Genomic DNA, 14,884 nt, shown 5'->3' on the forward strand with positions numbered 1-14,884 from the left:
CGCTCTAATACAAGGATTGGTCCATGAAATCGCTCGGCAAAATCCTGGGTCTGGTCATTCTCGGGCTGTTGCTGATCGTCGTGGCGGCAGGGTTCGCCCTGACCCACCTATTCGATCCCAACGACTACAAGGACGAAATCCGCCAGCTGGCGCGCGACAAGGCTGGTCTGGAACTCACCATCAACGGCGACATCGGCTGGAGCCTGTTCCCCTGGCTCGGCCTGGAGTTGCACGAGACCACGTTGGCGAGCACACAGACGCCCGACCAGCCGCTTGCCGACCTGCGCATGCTCGGCCTCTCGGTGCGCGTACTGCCGCTGCTGCAGCGCGAAGTGCAGATGAGCGACATCACCGTCAACGGCCTCAACCTGACCCTCAGTCGCGACCAGCAGGGCCGCGGCAACTGGGAAGGCATCGGCCAGCCGCCAGCACAGCCCGCCACCCCCCAGCCGGCACCGGCCGTCGCGACGCCGGCCGAGCCAGCCGAGCCCGCTGCGGGCAAAAGCGGCAAACCGCTCAAGCTGGACATCGACAGCCTCACCGTCAGCGACGCCCGGGTCACCTATCAGGATGCCCGCAGCGGCCAGCAGTACAGCGCCGAAAGCATCGAACTGAGTACCGGCGCGATCCGCGAAGGCAGTGCCATCCCGCTCAAGCTCAATGCCTTCTTCGGCAGCAACAAGCCGGTGATGCGCGCCCGTACCGAACTGCAGGGCGCGCTGCGCTTCGACAACCAGCTCAAGCGTTACCAGCTCGAAGACTTGCGCCTGAGCGGCGAGGCCTCGGGTGAGCCGCTGCAGGGCAAGACCCTGAACTTCAGCGCCCAGGGTCAGCTGCTGGTCGACCGCGCCGCGCAGGTCGCCGAATGGAACGGCCTCAAGTTCACCGCCAACGAGCTGCGCGGACTTGGCGAACTGAAGGTGCGCGACCTGGACGGCCAGCCCAAGCTCGGCGGCGCGCTGACGGTGGCGCAATTCAACCTGCGCCAGTTCCTCGAAGGCATCGGCCAGCCGCTGCCGGTCACGGCCGATAGCGGCGCACTGAGCAAGATCGAGCTAATGAGCCGCCTGACCGGCAGCCAGAACAGCCTGATCCTCGAAGAGGCCACCCTGAAGCTGGACGACAGTACTTTCACCGGCGCCCTCGGCCTCAGCGACTTCGCGCGTCAGGCCCTGCGTGTGGAACTCAAGGGCGATCGCCTCGACCTCGACCGCTACCTGCCGCCGGTCGCCAAGGAAACCGCACAGGACACCGCGCGCCAGGGCGAAGTGAAGGCCAGCGAGGCCGCGGCGCTTGGCAACGGCACCACGCCGCTGCCAGACAAACCGACCCAGCACGCCTGGAGCAGTGAAAAGCTGCTGCCGATCGAGCGCCTGCGCAGCCTGGACGGCAACCTCGATCTCAGCGTCGGCAGCCTTACCCTGCGCAAGCTGCCGCTGGAGAACTTCGTGCTCAAGGCGCGCGGCAAGGGCGGCCTGCTCGACTTGCAGACGCTGCGCGGCAATCTCTTTGGCGGCCGGGTGGAAAGCGCGGCGAGCCTCGATGTTCGCCCGGCGCTTGCGCAACTGAGTATGCAAATGCAGCTCAGCAGCGTACCGGTCGAACGCCTGCTGGAAAGCCAGGGCGAGAAAGTCACGCTCAAGGGCCAGCTCAACCTCGACAGCGACCTGCGCACGCAGGGCAACAGCCAGAAGGACTGGATCGACAACCTCAACGGCAAGGCCGGCTTCCTCGTCGACAACGGCGTGCTGGTCGATGCCAACCTCGAGCAGCAGCTGTGCCGCGCCATCGCCACCCTCAACCGCAAGCCGTTGACCAGCGAGCCACGCAGCAAGGACACACCGTTCCGCGAGCTGCGCGGCAACCTGAGCGTACGCGACGGCGTCGCCAGCAACCCCGACCTCAAGGCCAGCATTCCCGGCCTGACGGTCAACGGCAACGGCGATGTCGACCTGCGCGTGCTGGGCATGGACTACCGCGTCGGCATCCTCGTCGAGGGCGACAAGGGCGCCATGCCGGACCCCGCCTGCCAGGTTAACGAGCGCTACGTAGGCATCGAGTGGCCGCTGCGTTGCCGCGGCCCGCTGGAGCTGGGCGCCAAGGCCTGCCGCTTCGACAAGGACGCATTGGGCAAGGTCGCCGGAAAGCTGGCCGGCGAGAAGCTCAACGAGAAGATCGAGGAGAAGCTCGGCGACAAGGTCAGCCCGGAACTCAAGGACGCGCTCAAGGGCCTGTTCAAACGATGAGTCCCGAGCAGTTCGGCGCGGCGGTCCTCGACTGGTTCGACCGCCACGGCCGCAAGGATCTGCCCTGGCAGCAGGGCATCACGCCGTACCGGGTGTGGGTGTCGGAGATCATGCTGCAGCAGACCCAGGTCAGTACCGTGCTCGGCTACTTCGACCGTTTCATGGAAGCGCTGCCCACTGTCGAAGCGCTGGCCGCCGCCGGCGAGGACGAAGTGCTGCACCTGTGGACCGGCCTCGGCTACTACAGCCGCGCACGCAATCTGCACAAGACCGCCAAGCGCGTCGTGGCCGAACATGGCGGCGTATTTCCGGCCGATGTCGACCAGCTCGCCGAGCTCCCCGGCATCGGCCGTTCCACCGCCGGAGCCATCGCCAGCATCAGCATGGGCCTGCGCGCGCCGATTCTCGACGGTAACGTCAAGCGCGTGTTGGCGCGCTATGTCGCGCAGGATGGGTATCCCGGCGAGCCGAAGGTTGCGCGTCAACTGTGGGAAGTCGCCGAGCGCTTCACCCCACAGCAACGGGTCAACCACTACACCCAGGCGATGATGGACCTCGGTGCCACGCTGTGCACCCGCAGCAAGCCGAGCTGCCTGCTCTGTCCGCTGAAGGACGGCTGTCGTGCCCACCTGCTCGGACGTGAAACCGCGTTCCCGGTGCCCAAACCGCGCAAGGCGCTGCCGCAGAAGCGCACCCTGATGCCACTGTTGGCCAGCCGCGAGGGTGCCATCCTGCTCTACCGGCGTCCGCCCAGCGGACTCTGGGGCGGCCTCTGGAGCCTGCCGGAGCTGGACGGTCTGGCCGCCCTCGACACGCTGGCCGAACGCCACGCTCTGCAGCTCGGCGAGCGTCGCGAGCTGCCCGGGCTGACGCACACGTTCAGCCACTTCCAGCTCGCCATCGAACCCTGGCTGATCGAGGTCAAGTCCGCCGCCGGCGCCGTGGCCGAGGCCGACTGGCTCTGGTATAACCTCGCCACCCCGCCACGCGTCGGCCTTGCCGCGCCGGTGAAGAAACTGCTCAAGCGCGCCAGCGCCGAATTGAACGCAGGAGAAATGCCATGACCCGCACCGTGATGTGCCGCAAGTACCAGCAAGAACTCCCCGGCCTCGAGCGCCCGCCGTATCCGGGCGCCAAGGGCGAAGAGATCTATAACAACATCTCCCGCAAAGCCTGGGACGACTGGCAGAAACACCAGACCATGCTGATCAACGAGCGCCGGCTGAACATGATGAACGCCGAAGACCGCAAGTTCCTCCAGGGCGAGATGGACAAGTTCTTCTCCGGTGAGGATTACGCCAAGGCCGAAGGCTACGTGCCCCCGAGCGAATAACCGGCGAAACCGCCAATCAATGCATCGCGACGCTAAGCGCCCGTCCAGGTTAATTTTTTTCCTGGGCGCGCTTGACAGGCAAAAGCCAAATCCGTCTAATAGCGCCCCGTTGCCCAGGTAGCTCAGTCGGTAGAGCAGGGGATTGAAAATCCCCGTGTCGGCGGTTCGATTCCGTCCCTGGGCACCACCTTTCGTTTTCAGGTGGTGTCAGCATCATCCGAAAGCCCACAAGAAGCCCGCCCCGTGCGGGTTTTTTGTTGTCTGCGATTTACCCTTCCCTCCGTCGATTCGCCGCCCCTCGCAGTAGCGGCCCAGCCGCGGCGCTTGCTGTAGATCGACAATACGAAATGTAAACACATGTTAATGACATTGATTTGCATTTGATTTAAATTCCCGCCCCGATCTCGCCCACAACACCAACATCGGGAGCGTCCCCTTCGTGTACCGCCAATCCTGTCTGTGCCTGTCCATCTCGCTCGCGAGCCTGTCGTTCTGCTCGTTGCCAGCGGTTGCCGAAGAGGCAACCGAGCTCGAAGCCGTCACCATCAGCGCGACGCGGGCGCGCAGCGAAGCCGGCAAGACGCCGCAGAAGATCACCGTGATCAGCCGTGAGCAGATCGAGCAGCAGCTGGCGATCACCTCCGACCACGGCGCCGTGCTGAGCAATCTGATTCCCTCCTACTCACCCAGCCGGCAGAAGATGAGCAGCGCCGGCGAAACCTTCCGCGGCCGCTCGGCGCTGATCCTCATCGACGGCGTACCGCAGTCCACACCGCTGCGCGACAGCCAGCGCGACGGCTATGTCATCGATCTGTCGATGGTCGAACGCATCGAGGTGATTCACGGCGCCAGTGCCGAGCACGGCCTCGGCGCCACCGGCGGGATCATCAACTACGTCACCCGCCGACCGGCCAGCGGCACGCTGCGCCAGCACGCGGGCATCAGTTTTACCGCACCCACCGATTATCAGTCCGAGGGTCTGGGGCACAAACTCGACTACCGCGTGGAGGGCACGCAGGGCAATTTCGACTACCTGGCCTCCGCCAGCTGGCAGAGCCAGGGCATGTTCTACGACGCCAACGGCGACCTGATCGGCGTCGACGACACCCAGGGCGACGTGATGGATTCAACCAGCCATGACCTGCTGCTCAAACTCGGCTACTGGCTGGATGACAATCAGAACATCGGTCTGATGGTGAACCGCTACGAGGTCGAGGGCGAACACGAGTACGTCAACGTTCCGGGCAATGCCAACGCCGGCATTCCAGCCACCTCGCGCAAGGGCGACCCGCTGGGCAAGGCGCCGCAGAACGAGGTGCTGGCGACCAGTCTGTCCTACAAGCACGCCGACCTCTACGGCAACGAACTGGGCCTGCAGCTGTACTCGCAGCGCTTTCGCGGTCGTTTCGGCGGTGGTTACAACGGCACCTTCCAGGACACCAGCATCGCTCCGGCCGGCACGCTGTTCGACCAGTCGCAAAACGAGTCGGACAAGTACGGTGGCAAGCTGACCCTGAGCCGCGACGGCCTGCTGGACAATCACCTCAAGCTCACCGGCGGCCTCGACGTGCTACAGGACACCACCAGCCAGCAGCTGATCCTCACCGATCGCGAGTGGGTGCCGGAGACCGTGTTCCGCAACTACGCACCCTTCCTGCAGGCGGAAATTCGCCTCCTGGAACAACTGACCTTGTTCACCGGCGTGCGCCATGAGTTCGCCGAACTCGAGGTCGACAGCTTCCGCACCATCGCCTCAACCAACCCGGCGCTGGGCGGTGTGGATGTCGAAGGTGGCCAGCCGAACTTCGAGGAAACGCTCTACAACGCCGGCCTGGTCTGGCAGATGAACGACTGGGCGCAGCTGTTCGGCAACTATTCCGAGGGCTTCGGCATGCCGGATGTCGGCCGTGTGCTGCGTGGCATCGGCACGCCGGGCACGCGCGTGGACAATTTCCTCGACCTGCAGCCGATCGTCACCGAGAACCGCGAGATCGGCCTGCGCCTGAAGCATGGCCCGTTCGATGCCGAAATCAGCTACTACGAATCGGATGCCGACCTCGGCTCGCGCCTGGACAGCGTCGGCGGCGTCTACCAGATTCGCCGCGAGCGCACCGAGATCGACGGCATCGAGTTCACCGGCGGCTGGCAGATCAACGACGCGCACCGCATGACCCTCACTTACGCGCAGGTCAACGGCCAGTCCGATACCGATGGCGACGGCGATGTCGATACCGATCTGGATGGCGCCAACATCTCGCCGGATCGCTACGGCCTCGGCTGGCAGGCCAACTGGAACAATCGGCTGCACAGCCTGCTGCAGGCCAACCACTACGCCAGCCGCGACTTCGACCAGGCCGGGCTGAATTTCGACGGCTATACGCTGGTGGATGCGTCCGTCGGCTATCGTCTGCCGGTCGGCGAGGTCAGCCTCGGTATCGAGAACCTGCTCGATCGCGACTACCTGACTTACTACTCGCAAGCGGCCAACACAGGCTCGGACGTGACCCGTAACGGCCGGGTGTTCAACGGACGCGGGCGCACGCTCACGCTCGGCTATCAGGTCAGCTTCTGATTGCGCGGGGCTCCTCGATGAACACCACCCGCCAGGCCGGGACGGGCGGCCATCCGCGCGCTCGCCTGCTGCTGCGCCTGTGCGCGGCGCTCGGCGGTGGCTATCTATGCACCGTTGCGCTAGCCGCCGCTGCCGCACTGCTCGCCACGTTGCTCGGCATGCCGCGCAGCGAGGCGGTGTACCTGGGCAGCCTGCTCGCCCTGCCGCTGTACCTGGCGCTGTTGCTGTGGAGCTTCTGCGAGCCACGGCTGTGGCGCCTGTATGCGCTGCTGCTGGGCGGCACCGGCGGCGGTCTGCTGCTGCAGGCGCTGCTGAACGCCGCGCCTGCGGGTGGTCGCTGAGATGGAAGCGGGCGGCGGCGTGCGTCGCTCCATGACCTGGCTGCACAGCTGGGCCGGCGTGCTGCTCGGCGGCGTGCTGCTGGTGATTTTCTGGACCGGCTCGCTGTCGCTGTTCGACCGCGAAATCGACCGCTGGATGCAGCCGGCGACCCGCCTGCCCGCGCCACCGGTGGCGCTGTCACTGGATCGTCTGCTGCACGGCGAGGCCGAATCGTTGATCGCGACAGCACCGGCATGGACACTCAGCCTGCCGACGGCGCGCACGCCGACGCTGCAGCTGGACTACCAGGACCCCGTGCAGGGGCCGGTACGTCGGCATATCGATCCGCGCACCGGCGCACTGCTGCCCGACGAGGGCAGCTGGGCCGGTACGCGCTTCCTCTTCCCGTTCCACTTCAGCCTGCATCTGCGCTGGCGCGACCTCGGCTACTGGCTGGTGGGCGCGGCGGGCATGGGCATGCTGATGCTGCTGGTCTCCGGTGTGGTGGCGCATCGCAAGCTGATCGCCGAATTCTTCACCTTCCGGCCGCGCAAGCGGCTGCAGCGCAGCCTGCTCGATCTGCACAACCTCACCGGCGTGCTGGTGCTGCCATTCCACTTCCTCATCAGCCTGTCCGGGCTGGCGATCTTCTGTCTGGTCTACTTTCCCGGCGTCGCGCAGAGCCTCTATCCCGAGGATCGCACGCAGCTGCAGGCCGAGGCGCTCGGTAGCTACGCCCGCCCGGCCAGCGGCGTGGCGACACCGCTGGGCTCGCTGGACGCCATGCTGCGCCAGGCCGCGCGGCGCTGGGAGCAGGACGGCCAGCCAGGCACGGCCTACCAGCTACGCGTCTGGCATCCGGGCGACCGCGCCGCGTACGTCGAAATCCGCCGCTCGTTTGCCCGCGAGGTGAGCATGAACGTCGATCGGCTGGTCTTCGACGGCGTCACCGGCGCACTGCTGCAGCAGCACCGCACGCCGCCGGTAGTAGGCGTGCAGCGCTTTCTCACCGGCCTGCATTTCGTCCAGTTCGAGCACTGGACGCTGCGCTGGCTGTACTTCGCCGGTGGCCTCGGCGGCTGCCTGCTGATCGGCAGCGGCCTGCTGTTCTGGACCGGTGCCCGACGCGCCCGCCACGCGCGCCAGGGACGCCGCGGCGCGCGGCTGGTCGAGGCGCTCACGGTCGCCGCCTGCGTCGGGCTGGTGATTGCGACGCTGGCCTTCTTCGTCGCCAATCGCCTGCTGCCGGTGGATATCGTCGCGCCGCCACGCCGCGCAACGCTGGAAGTTCAGGCGTTCTTCGGCGCCTGGCTGCTAGCCCTGGCGCATGCCGCGTGGCGACCGGCGCAGGCCTGGCGCGAGCAGCTGCAGCTGGCCGCGGGCCTGGCGCTGCTGGCGGTGCTGCTGAACGGGCTGACCACCGGTGACCACCTGCTGCGCAGCCTGAGCACCGGCCCGGCGGCGGTCGCCGGCATGGACCTGATGTTGCTGGCGCTGGCGGGACTCTGTCTGCTCGGCGCACGGCGCCTGCAACGGTCCGCGCAGCCCATAACCAGGGAGCGAGCGATTGGCTGATCTCTGGCCGGCGCTGCTGGCGTTCCTGTTCGCCTACCTGGCTTTCGCCCGGCTGGCGCTGGCGCAGCCGGTACACCGGCAGGCGGTCGCCCCCGGCGCCTCACCTGCGCGCTACACGCGGGCGACTAGCGCTACGTTGCTGGGCAGCAGTCTGGTGCTGCTGCTGGTGACCGAAGGCGGCGGTTTCGGCACCCTGCTCTGGCTGCTGCTGCTGAGCGCGGCGGCGTTCTGCGTGGCCCAGACGCTGAGCTGGAGGCCACATTGGCTGCGCTGGCTGCTGCGAACAGGCACCGAGCATGCCGACGCCAACGAACTGCGCTAGGCTGCTGCAACGAGCCGGGCAGAATGCCTTTACCGCCTCGTTGCCCCCCCGGCACCCGCAGTCCGTTGTGCAAGCAGGAGCGCACCTTGTCGTCATCCCCCACGAAATCGCTGTGCGCGCTGGCGCTGATCGTGCTGACGAATCCGGCCGGCGCCTGGGAATTCGTCACCGAGGACTTTCCGCCGTTCACCTACCCTGCCGCAACCGTCGGGCAGCGCGCGGCCTCGGCCGATACTGGCGGCGTGGCGGCGGCCGGTCCGTTCGTCGACATCGTCCAGGCCGTCTGCGCGCGGCTGCACCGCGATTGCCCGATCAGCGTATACCCGTGGCGCCGCGCGCTGGCGCTGGCCGAAGAGGGCAAGGTGGACGGCATCTTCACGGTGATCCACTCGCCGCGCCGCGAGCACGCCTTCCATATCACGCGCATGCTCACCACCTCGCGCTACAGCGTGTACGCCCCCCGCTCCAGCACGTTCGTCTACCACCAGCCGCAGGACATGGCCGGCAAGACCATCGGCGTCTATGGCCCCTCAGGTACCTCGTTCGCCCTGCGCGAGCGCCTGCAACAAGTGCCCGGCGTCTCGATCCGACTGGTCGCGGACAACCGCCGCCTGTTGCGCATGCTCGAAGCCGGACGTTTCGGCAGTCAGGGGCTGGCGGTGCTCAATCAGGACGTGGCCTGGCATCTGATCGAAACCGAACGGCTCGATCAGCTGCGCGAGGTCGGCGAGCTGCAACCGGTGTCCTACGGCATCGGCCTGTCCCGCCAACGGGTCAGCACGGCGCAGTTCGAAGCCTTCGAGGCGCAGCTCGAGGCGCTTATCGCCGACGGCACGGTGCCGGCGATCCTGCGACGCTACCAGCTCGAAGCGGCGTTCTGAAGCGACCCACGGCAATGCCACAGCACGGTGATGCAGGCAAATGGACACTTTTACGCCCGCATAGCCGGCCAGTTGGCCATTCTTCGCGCTTGGCGCATGCCCCGGTGCGTGCTAGGTTTGCGCCTCGCCAGGAGGGCGAGCAGCCGGCCGGAGCGCAATCATCCCGAATACCCCCGACCTGGCGGTCTCCGCCAGCCCGCAAGAGGTTCCCGCATGGCTGAGGCCATCCCCGCACTGGAAATCCGCAACCTGCACAAGCGCTACGGCGATCTGGAAGTGCTCAAAGGCATCTCGCTGACCGCTCATGATGGCGACGTGATTTCCATCCTCGGCTCTTCTGGCTCCGGCAAGTCGACCTTCCTGCGCTGCATCAACCTGCTGGAAAACCCCCACGAGGGCGAGATTCTGGTCGCCGGCGAGCAGCTCAAGCTCAAGCGCGACAAGCACGGCGATCTGGTCGCCGCCGATGGCAAGCAGCTCAACCGCATCCGCAGCGAGCTGGGCTTCGTGTTCCAGAACTTCAACCTCTGGCCGCACATGACCATCCTCGACAACATCATCGAGGCGCCGCGCCGGGTGCTCGGCCAAAGCAAGGCCGAAGCCATCGAGGTGGCCGAGGCGCTGCTGGCCAAGGTCGGTATCGCCGACAAGCGCCACGTTTATCCCAACCAGCTCTCCGGCGGCCAGCAGCAGCGCGCGGCCATCGCCCGCACCCTGGCGATGCAGCCTAAGGTGATCCTGTTCGACGAGCCCACCTCCGCACTCGACCCGGAAATGGTCCAAGAAGTGCTTAGCGTTATCCGCTCGCTCGCCGAAGAAGGGCGCACCATGCTGCTCGTCACCCATGAGATGAATTTCGCCAAGCAGGTCTCCAGCGAAGTGGTTTTCCTCCACCAGGGCCTGGTCGAGGAACAGGGCACGCCCGAGCAGGTATTTGACAATCCGCAATCGACGCGCTGTAAACAATTCATGTCCAGCCATCGCTAAGGGAGCAACACCGCATGAAAAGCTATAAGAAGATCCTGCTGACCGCCGCTGCCTCGCTGATCATCGGCACCCAGGCATTCGCCGCGGAGAAACTGCGCATCGGCACCGAAGGCGCCTACCCGCCCTTCAACCTGATCGACGCCAGCGGCCAGGCGGTGGGCTTCGACCTGGACATCGCCCATGCGCTGTGCGCCAAGATGAAGGTCGAGTGCGAAGTGGTCACCTCCGACTGGGACGGCATCATTCCCGCGCTGAACGCCGGCAAGTTCGACTTCCTCGCCGCTTCCATGTCGGTCACCGAGGAACGCAAGCAGGCCGTGGACTTCACCGACCACTACTACACCAACAAGCTGCAGTTCGTGGCGCCCAAGTCGGTGGACTTCAAGACCGACAAGGACTACCTCGACGGCAAGGTCATCGGTGCCCAGCGCGCCACCATCGCCGGCACCTGGCTGGAAGACAACATGGATGGCGTGGTCGAGATCAAGCTCTACGACACCCAGGAAAACGCCTACCTCGACCTTGCCTCGGGTCGCGTCGACGGCATCCTCGCCGACACCTTCGTGCAGTGGGAATGGCTCAAGAGCGATGCCGGCAAGGACTTCGAATTCAAGGGCGAGCCGGTCTTCGACGACGACAAGATCGCCATCGCTGTGCGCAAGGACAACGATGCGTTGCGCGAGCGGCTGAACAAGGCGCTGGCCGAGATCATCGCCGACGGCACCTACAAGCAGATCAACGACAAGTACTTCCCGTTCAGCATTTACTGATCCAACCGAACCGAAGCCCGGACGTCATACGCATGACGGACCGGGCTTCGGTGTTTGAGCCCATATGATTCCTGACCTTCACGGATTCGGCCCGGCCCTCGTCGCCGGTACCTGGATGACCATTCAACTGGCCCTCGCCTCCCTGGCGCTGGGGCTGGTGCTCGGCCTGCTCGGCGCCCTCGCCAAGACTTCGCCCTACAGCGCGCTGCGCTGGCTCGGCGGCACCTATTCGACCATCGTGCGTGGCGTTCCCGAGCTGCTCTGGGTGCTGCTGATCTACTTCGGCACCATCAACCTGATTCGCTGGATCGGCCAGCTGTTCGGCGTCGAGAACCTCGCGCTCAGCCCGTTCGCCGCCGGCACCATCGCCCTTGGCCTGTGTTTCGGCGCCTACGCCACGGAAGTCTTCCGCGGCGCGCTGCTGGCCATTCCCAAGGGCCATCGCGAGGCCGGACTGGCGCTGGGCCTGGACAAGCGGCGCATCTTCCTGCGCCTGATCCTGCCGCAGATGTGGCGCCTGGCCCTGCCGGGGCTGGGCAACCTGTTCATGATCCTGATGAAGGACACCGCGCTGGTCTCGGTGATCGGCCTGGAGGAAATCATGCGCCGCTCGCAGATCGCCGTGACCGCCAGCAAGGAGCCGTTCACCTTCTTCCTCGTCGCCGCCTTCATCTACCTGTGCCTGACCATCGTCGCGATGATCGGCATGCATTTTCTGGAAAAACGCGCTGGCCGCGGCTTCGTCAGGAGCGCCGCATGAGCTGGGAAGTCTTCATCAAATGGCTGCCGAGCTTCGCGGACGCGGCCTGGCTGACGCTGCAGCTGGTCGGTGTGTCGGTCATCGCCGGGCTGATCCTCGCCCTGCCGCTGGGCATCGCCCGCTCGTCGCGCCACCTGGCGGTGCGTGCGCTGCCCTATGGCTACATCTTCTTCTTCCGCGGCACGCCGCTGCTGGTGCAGCTGTTTCTGGTCTACTACGGCGCGGCGCAGTTCGACGTGGTGCGCCAGAGTGCGCTCTGGCCCTATCTGCGCGATCCGTACTGGTGCGCGATCATCACCATGACGCTGCATACCGCCGCCTACATCGCCGAGATCATCCGCGGCGCGATCCAGAACGTGCCGCCGGGCGAGGTCGAGGCGGCGCGGGCGCTGGGCATGTCGCGCACTCAGGCGCTGTGGCACATCATCCTGCCACGCGCCACGCGCATCGGCCTGCCGGCCTACAGCAACGAAGTGATCCTGATGCTCAAGGCCAGCGCGCTGGCCAGCACCATCACCCTGCTCGAGCTGACCGGCATGGCGCGCAAGATCGCCGCGCGCACCTACCTGCACGAGGAGATGTTCCTCACCGCGGGTCTGATCTATCTGCTGATCGCCTTCGTGCTGATGCAGGGCTTCAAACTGCTGGAGCGCTGGCTGCGCGTCGACGCCTGCCAAGGCCGCTGAGTCTGCCGGGCGGCGCCGCGGCTCAGTCGTCGCTGACGCGTTCCAGCGCCGCCAGCCGTTGCAGCAGGAAACGCCGCTCCGGCTCCAGCCGCACGCTCTGCAGCGCCATGCGATAGGCCTGCCGGGCTTCGGCGTGACGCCCGAGGCGACACAGCAGATCGGCGCGTGCGGCAGGCAGCAAGTGGTAGTCGGGCAATGCGCCGCGCGCGTGCAGCTCATCGAGCAGCGCCAACCCAGCCCCCGGTCCGCGATGCATGGCCAGCGCCACGGCACGGTTCAGTTCGATCACCGGTGACGGGCTGAGCTGCAGCAAGAGGTCATACAGCCGGACGATCTGCGCCCAGTCGGTTTGCGCCGCGCTCGGCGCCTCGGCATGCACCGCCGCGATCGCCGCCTGCAGCCCGTAGCAGCCCGGGCGCCGCGAGGCCAGTGCGCGCTGCACCAGCTGCACGCCTTCGGCGATCTGCACGGCATCCCAAAGGCGGCGATCCTGCTCGTCGAGCCGTACCAGCTCACCCGTCGCATCGGTGCGCGCAGCCCGCCGCGCATCGTGCAACAGCATCAGCGCCAGCAGGCCGCACACTTCCGCTTCCGGCAGCAGCTCGACCAGCAGCCGGCCGAGACGAATCGCCTCGCGGCACAGGTCCGCGCGCGTCAGCTGCGCTCCGGCGGACGCCGCATAGCCCTCGTTGAACACCAGGTAAAGCACCTGCAGCACGCTGTCGAGACGCTCGGCCAGGGCTGAGCGCTCCGGTACCTGATAGGCAATCTGTGCATCGCGGATCTTCGCCTTGGCGCGCACGATACGCTGGGCGATGGTCGCCGGCGGCACCAGAAAGGCGCGGGCGATCTCCTCGGTGCCGAGGTCGCATACCGTGCGCAGGGTCAGCGCGACGCGCGCATCGGCGGGGAGCGCCGGATGGCAGCAGGTGAAGATCAGTCGCAGGCGGTCGTCCTGCAGCGCATCGGGATCGTCCACCTCGGCGCTCTCCTCCAGCTGTACGGCGAGCAATCGCAACGCCTGATCGTCACGGGAGCGGCGGCGCAGCGCGTCGATGGCCTTGAAGCGTCCGGCGGAAACCAGCCAGGCGCGCGGGTTGGCCGGCACGCCGTCGCGCGGCCACTGCTGTACCGCCGCCGCGAATGCCTCGTGCAGAGCCTCCTCGGCGCGGTCGAAATCGCCCAGCAGGCGAATCAGCGTCGCCAGCACCCGCCGCGACTCGGCGCGATAGAGCGCTTCGACCGCCTCCGGCGCGCCCTCAGCGTCACGCATGCTTAGCGCTGCGGCAGCTGGCGCAGCGGGCGTACCTCGACGCAGCCGAGGCTTGCCGGCGGAATCTGCGCGGCGATGGCCTCGGCTTCGCGCTGATCGGCCGCCTCGATCAGATAGAAGCCGGCCAGTTGCTCGCGCGTCTCGGCAAACGGGCCATCGACCACCGTAGTCACACCGTCGCGCACGCGCACTGTGCGGGCGGTGCGGACCGACTGCAGCGGCTCGCCGGCCAGCATGTGGCCGCTGGCGCGCAGAGTTTCACCGCAGGCGATGCAGCGCGCCACCAGCGCCTGCCATTGCTCATCGCTCAGTTCGTCGACCCGCTGTTCGTCGTAATAGATCAGGCACAGGTATTTCATCGTCGCTCTCCGGCTGTCGCCACCGCAGCAAAGCTAGCAGGCAACGGTCGGCGTGACGCCGCAGAGCGACGAACACCGTGCGCGGCTCAGCCACCCGGCTGTTCTGCGGACATGCAGACCTGGCCGGTCTGCATGTCGAAGGGCATCGAGAAATGCTCGTGGATCACTTTCCAGTCACCGTCACGGCGTGCCCAGACGCGGCTGCCACGCATCCACGCGCTCTGCATCTGGCCCTCGGCGTTCGGGCCGCCGCAATGGTTGAGCATGCGGCTGTAAGCCAGCTCGCCACCGACCTCCACATGCAGCTCATGGGTTTCGAAGAAACCCTCGCCCTGGCAGAACTCGAAGCAGCGCTGCCAGTGCGCGCGGTAGTCGGCCACGCCCTTGAATTGCAGCGGCCCGACGGCATCGAAGGCCACCAGATCGTCGGCGTACTGGGCAAGGATGCGGTCCAGATCCTTGGCGGCAATGGCGCGCTCGAACTCTTGGTGAAGCTGGCGGATGCGCGCGGCGTCCTGGTGCTGTTGCTCGTTCATGCTGATCTCCTGGCGTCTGGTTGAACGGGTGTTCATCACCTGGTCGTTCGGCGCGCTCAGCAATCGACAGGCCGGCCGATTTTTTTTGCAGTTCCAGGAATCCGCGCGCGGGACGCTCGCCCAGTATTTCCACGAGTGGTCTCAGGTAAAACACGGTTGCGAATTGTTATCATTAGAATATGATAGTGGCTCACAGATGGCACAGACTCCCACCTAACCGTCGCGCCGTCACCGCCCTTCGCAATCCAACGCCCGCTCAGGTC

At 66.3% G+C, this 14,884-nt stretch carries 16 protein-coding genes and 1 tRNA gene; 14 read left to right on the forward strand and 3 right to left on the reverse strand.

All coding sequences use genetic code 11. The annotated features are described in order from the left end of the window. Positions 1-23: 23 nt before the first annotated feature. The 13 genes from HU825_RS04200 (at position 24) to HU825_RS04260 (ending at position 12,453) form a co-directional block, all read left to right on the forward strand. Positions 24-2,246 carry an AsmA family protein gene (locus HU825_RS04200; RefSeq protein ID WP_234302971.1) on the forward strand — a complete coding sequence of 741 codons (2,223 nt, stop codon included), beginning with the start codon at positions 24-26 and terminating at the stop codon, positions 2,244-2,246. Then, positions 2,243-3,310 (forward strand): A/G-specific adenine glycosylase, encoded by a 1,068-nt coding sequence (mutY, locus tag HU825_RS04205; protein ID WP_043295192.1) that lies wholly within the window; start codon positions 2,243-2,245, stop codon positions 3,308-3,310. Before HU825_RS04200 ends, mutY begins: the two co-directional genes overlap by 4 nt. Then, the gene (locus HU825_RS04210; RefSeq protein ID WP_043295191.1) at positions 3,307-3,579 is read left to right on the forward strand and encodes an oxidative damage protection protein; all 273 of its coding nucleotides are present in this window, start codon (positions 3,307-3,309) and stop codon (positions 3,577-3,579) included. The genes mutY and HU825_RS04210 overlap by 4 nt, the downstream gene beginning before the upstream one ends. Before the next feature lie 111 nt (positions 3,580-3,690). Continuing rightward, positions 3,691-3,766: transfer RNA gene (locus HU825_RS04215), tRNA-Phe, on the forward strand. Positions 3,767-4,018: 252 nt separating this feature from the next. Beyond that, the gene (locus tag HU825_RS04220) at positions 4,019-6,151 is read left to right on the forward strand and encodes a TonB-dependent receptor (protein ID WP_043295189.1); all 2,133 of its coding nucleotides are present in this window, start codon (positions 4,019-4,021) and stop codon (positions 6,149-6,151) included. A gap of 17 nt (positions 6,152-6,168) precedes the next feature. Continuing rightward, positions 6,169-6,492 (forward strand): hypothetical protein, encoded by a 324-nt coding sequence (locus HU825_RS04225; protein ID WP_043295187.1) that lies wholly within the window; start codon positions 6,169-6,171, stop codon positions 6,490-6,492. 31 nt (positions 6,493-6,523) lie between these two features. Further along, positions 6,524-8,047, forward strand: a complete 1,524-nt coding sequence (locus HU825_RS04230; protein WP_234302972.1) for a PepSY-associated TM helix domain-containing protein — start codon at positions 6,524-6,526, stop codon at positions 8,045-8,047. Further along, complete coding sequence (locus HU825_RS04235) at positions 8,040-8,369, forward strand: DUF3325 family protein (RefSeq protein WP_234302973.1); 330 nt, start codon at positions 8,040-8,042, stop codon at positions 8,367-8,369. The genes HU825_RS04230 and HU825_RS04235 overlap by 8 nt, the downstream gene beginning before the upstream one ends. 86 nt (positions 8,370-8,455) lie before the next feature. Then, entirely contained in the window at positions 8,456-9,250 is a 795-nt protein-coding gene (locus HU825_RS04240; RefSeq protein ID WP_043295495.1) for a substrate-binding periplasmic protein, read from the forward strand. A 213-nt stretch (positions 9,251-9,463) separates the two neighbouring features. Continuing rightward, on the forward strand, positions 9,464-10,237 hold the full coding sequence (locus tag HU825_RS04245; protein WP_054093914.1) for an ABC transporter ATP-binding protein: 774 nt from the start codon (positions 9,464-9,466) through the stop codon (positions 10,235-10,237). A 14-nt stretch (positions 10,238-10,251) separates the two neighbouring features. Then, entirely contained in the window at positions 10,252-11,007 is a 756-nt protein-coding gene (locus HU825_RS04250) for an ABC transporter substrate-binding protein (RefSeq protein WP_043295181.1), read from the forward strand. Positions 11,008-11,071: 64 nt separating this feature from the next. After that, the gene (locus HU825_RS04255) at positions 11,072-11,767 is read left to right on the forward strand and encodes an ABC transporter permease (RefSeq protein WP_043295179.1); all 696 of its coding nucleotides are present in this window, start codon (positions 11,072-11,074) and stop codon (positions 11,765-11,767) included. Continuing rightward, on the forward strand, positions 11,764-12,453 hold the full coding sequence (locus HU825_RS04260) for an ABC transporter permease (RefSeq protein WP_043295177.1): 690 nt from the start codon (positions 11,764-11,766) through the stop codon (positions 12,451-12,453). Before HU825_RS04255 ends, HU825_RS04260 begins: the two co-directional genes overlap by 4 nt. 22 nt (positions 12,454-12,475) lie before the next feature. Here HU825_RS04260 and HU825_RS04265 read toward each other — a convergent pair whose 3' ends face one another. From HU825_RS04265 to HU825_RS04275, 3 genes are all read right to left on the reverse strand, one after another. Next, a complete protein-coding gene (locus tag HU825_RS04265; protein WP_234302974.1) occupies positions 12,476-13,726 on the reverse strand; it encodes an RNA polymerase sigma factor in 1,251 nt (416 codons plus the stop codon). A 2-nt stretch (positions 13,727-13,728) separates the two neighbouring features. Next, positions 13,729-14,085, reverse strand: a complete 357-nt coding sequence (locus HU825_RS04270; RefSeq protein WP_077682293.1) for a YciI family protein — start codon at positions 14,083-14,085, stop codon at positions 13,729-13,731. A gap of 86 nt (positions 14,086-14,171) precedes the next feature. Next, positions 14,172-14,621 carry a YybH family protein gene (locus HU825_RS04275; RefSeq protein ID WP_043295494.1) on the reverse strand — a complete coding sequence of 150 codons (450 nt, stop codon included), beginning with the start codon at positions 14,619-14,621 and terminating at the stop codon, positions 14,172-14,174. Between HU825_RS04275 and HU825_RS04280 the strand changes: the two genes are divergently transcribed. Continuing rightward, complete coding sequence (locus HU825_RS04280) at positions 14,620-14,838, forward strand: hypothetical protein (RefSeq protein ID WP_234302975.1); 219 nt, start codon at positions 14,620-14,622, stop codon at positions 14,836-14,838. The two genes, HU825_RS04275 and HU825_RS04280, sit on opposite strands and share 2 nt — an antisense overlap. The last annotated feature ends 46 nt before the right edge of the window (positions 14,839-14,884 follow it).

It is taken from the genome of Pseudomonas phenolilytica (assembly GCF_021432765.1).
Taxonomy (GTDB): domain Bacteria; phylum Pseudomonadota; class Gammaproteobacteria; order Pseudomonadales; family Pseudomonadaceae; genus Stutzerimonas; species Stutzerimonas phenolilytica.

What these genes read in the sequence shown, in the direction of transcription:
- HU825_RS04200 (WP_234302971.1), top strand. Translation starts at nt 24, where the DNA reads ATGAAATCGCTCGGCAAAATCCTGGGTCTGGTCATTCTCGGGCTGTTG.
- mutY (WP_043295192.1), top strand. Translation starts at nt 2,243, where the DNA reads ATGAGTCCCGAGCAGTTCGGCGCGGCGGTCCTCGACTGGTTCGACCGC.
- HU825_RS04210 (WP_043295191.1), top strand. Translation starts at nt 3,307, where the DNA reads ATGACCCGCACCGTGATGTGCCGCAAGTACCAGCAAGAACTCCCCGGC.
- HU825_RS04225 (WP_043295187.1), top strand. Translation starts at nt 6,169, where the DNA reads ATGAACACCACCCGCCAGGCCGGGACGGGCGGCCATCCGCGCGCTCGC.
- HU825_RS04230 (WP_234302972.1), top strand. Translation starts at nt 6,524, where the DNA reads ATGACCTGGCTGCACAGCTGGGCCGGCGTGCTGCTCGGCGGCGTGCTG.
- HU825_RS04245 (WP_054093914.1), top strand. Translation starts at nt 9,464, where the DNA reads ATGGCTGAGGCCATCCCCGCACTGGAAATCCGCAACCTGCACAAGCGC.
- HU825_RS04250 (WP_043295181.1), top strand. Translation starts at nt 10,252, where the DNA reads ATGAAAAGCTATAAGAAGATCCTGCTGACCGCCGCTGCCTCGCTGATC.
- HU825_RS04255 (WP_043295179.1), top strand. Translation starts at nt 11,072, where the DNA reads ATGATTCCTGACCTTCACGGATTCGGCCCGGCCCTCGTCGCCGGTACC.
- HU825_RS04260 (WP_043295177.1), top strand. Translation starts at nt 11,764, where the DNA reads ATGAGCTGGGAAGTCTTCATCAAATGGCTGCCGAGCTTCGCGGACGCG.
- HU825_RS04265 (WP_234302974.1), bottom strand. Translation starts at nt 13,726, where the DNA reads ATGCGTGACGCTGAGGGCGCGCCGGAGGCGGTCGAAGCGCTCTATCGC.
- HU825_RS04270 (WP_077682293.1), bottom strand. Translation starts at nt 14,085, where the DNA reads ATGAAATACCTGTGCCTGATCTATTACGACGAACAGCGGGTCGACGAA.
- HU825_RS04280 (WP_234302975.1), top strand. Translation starts at nt 14,620, where the DNA reads ATGCTGATCTCCTGGCGTCTGGTTGAACGGGTGTTCATCACCTGGTCG.
- HU825_RS04275 (WP_043295494.1), bottom strand. Translation starts at nt 14,621, where the DNA reads ATGAACGAGCAACAGCACCAGGACGCCGCGCGCATCCGCCAGCTTCAC.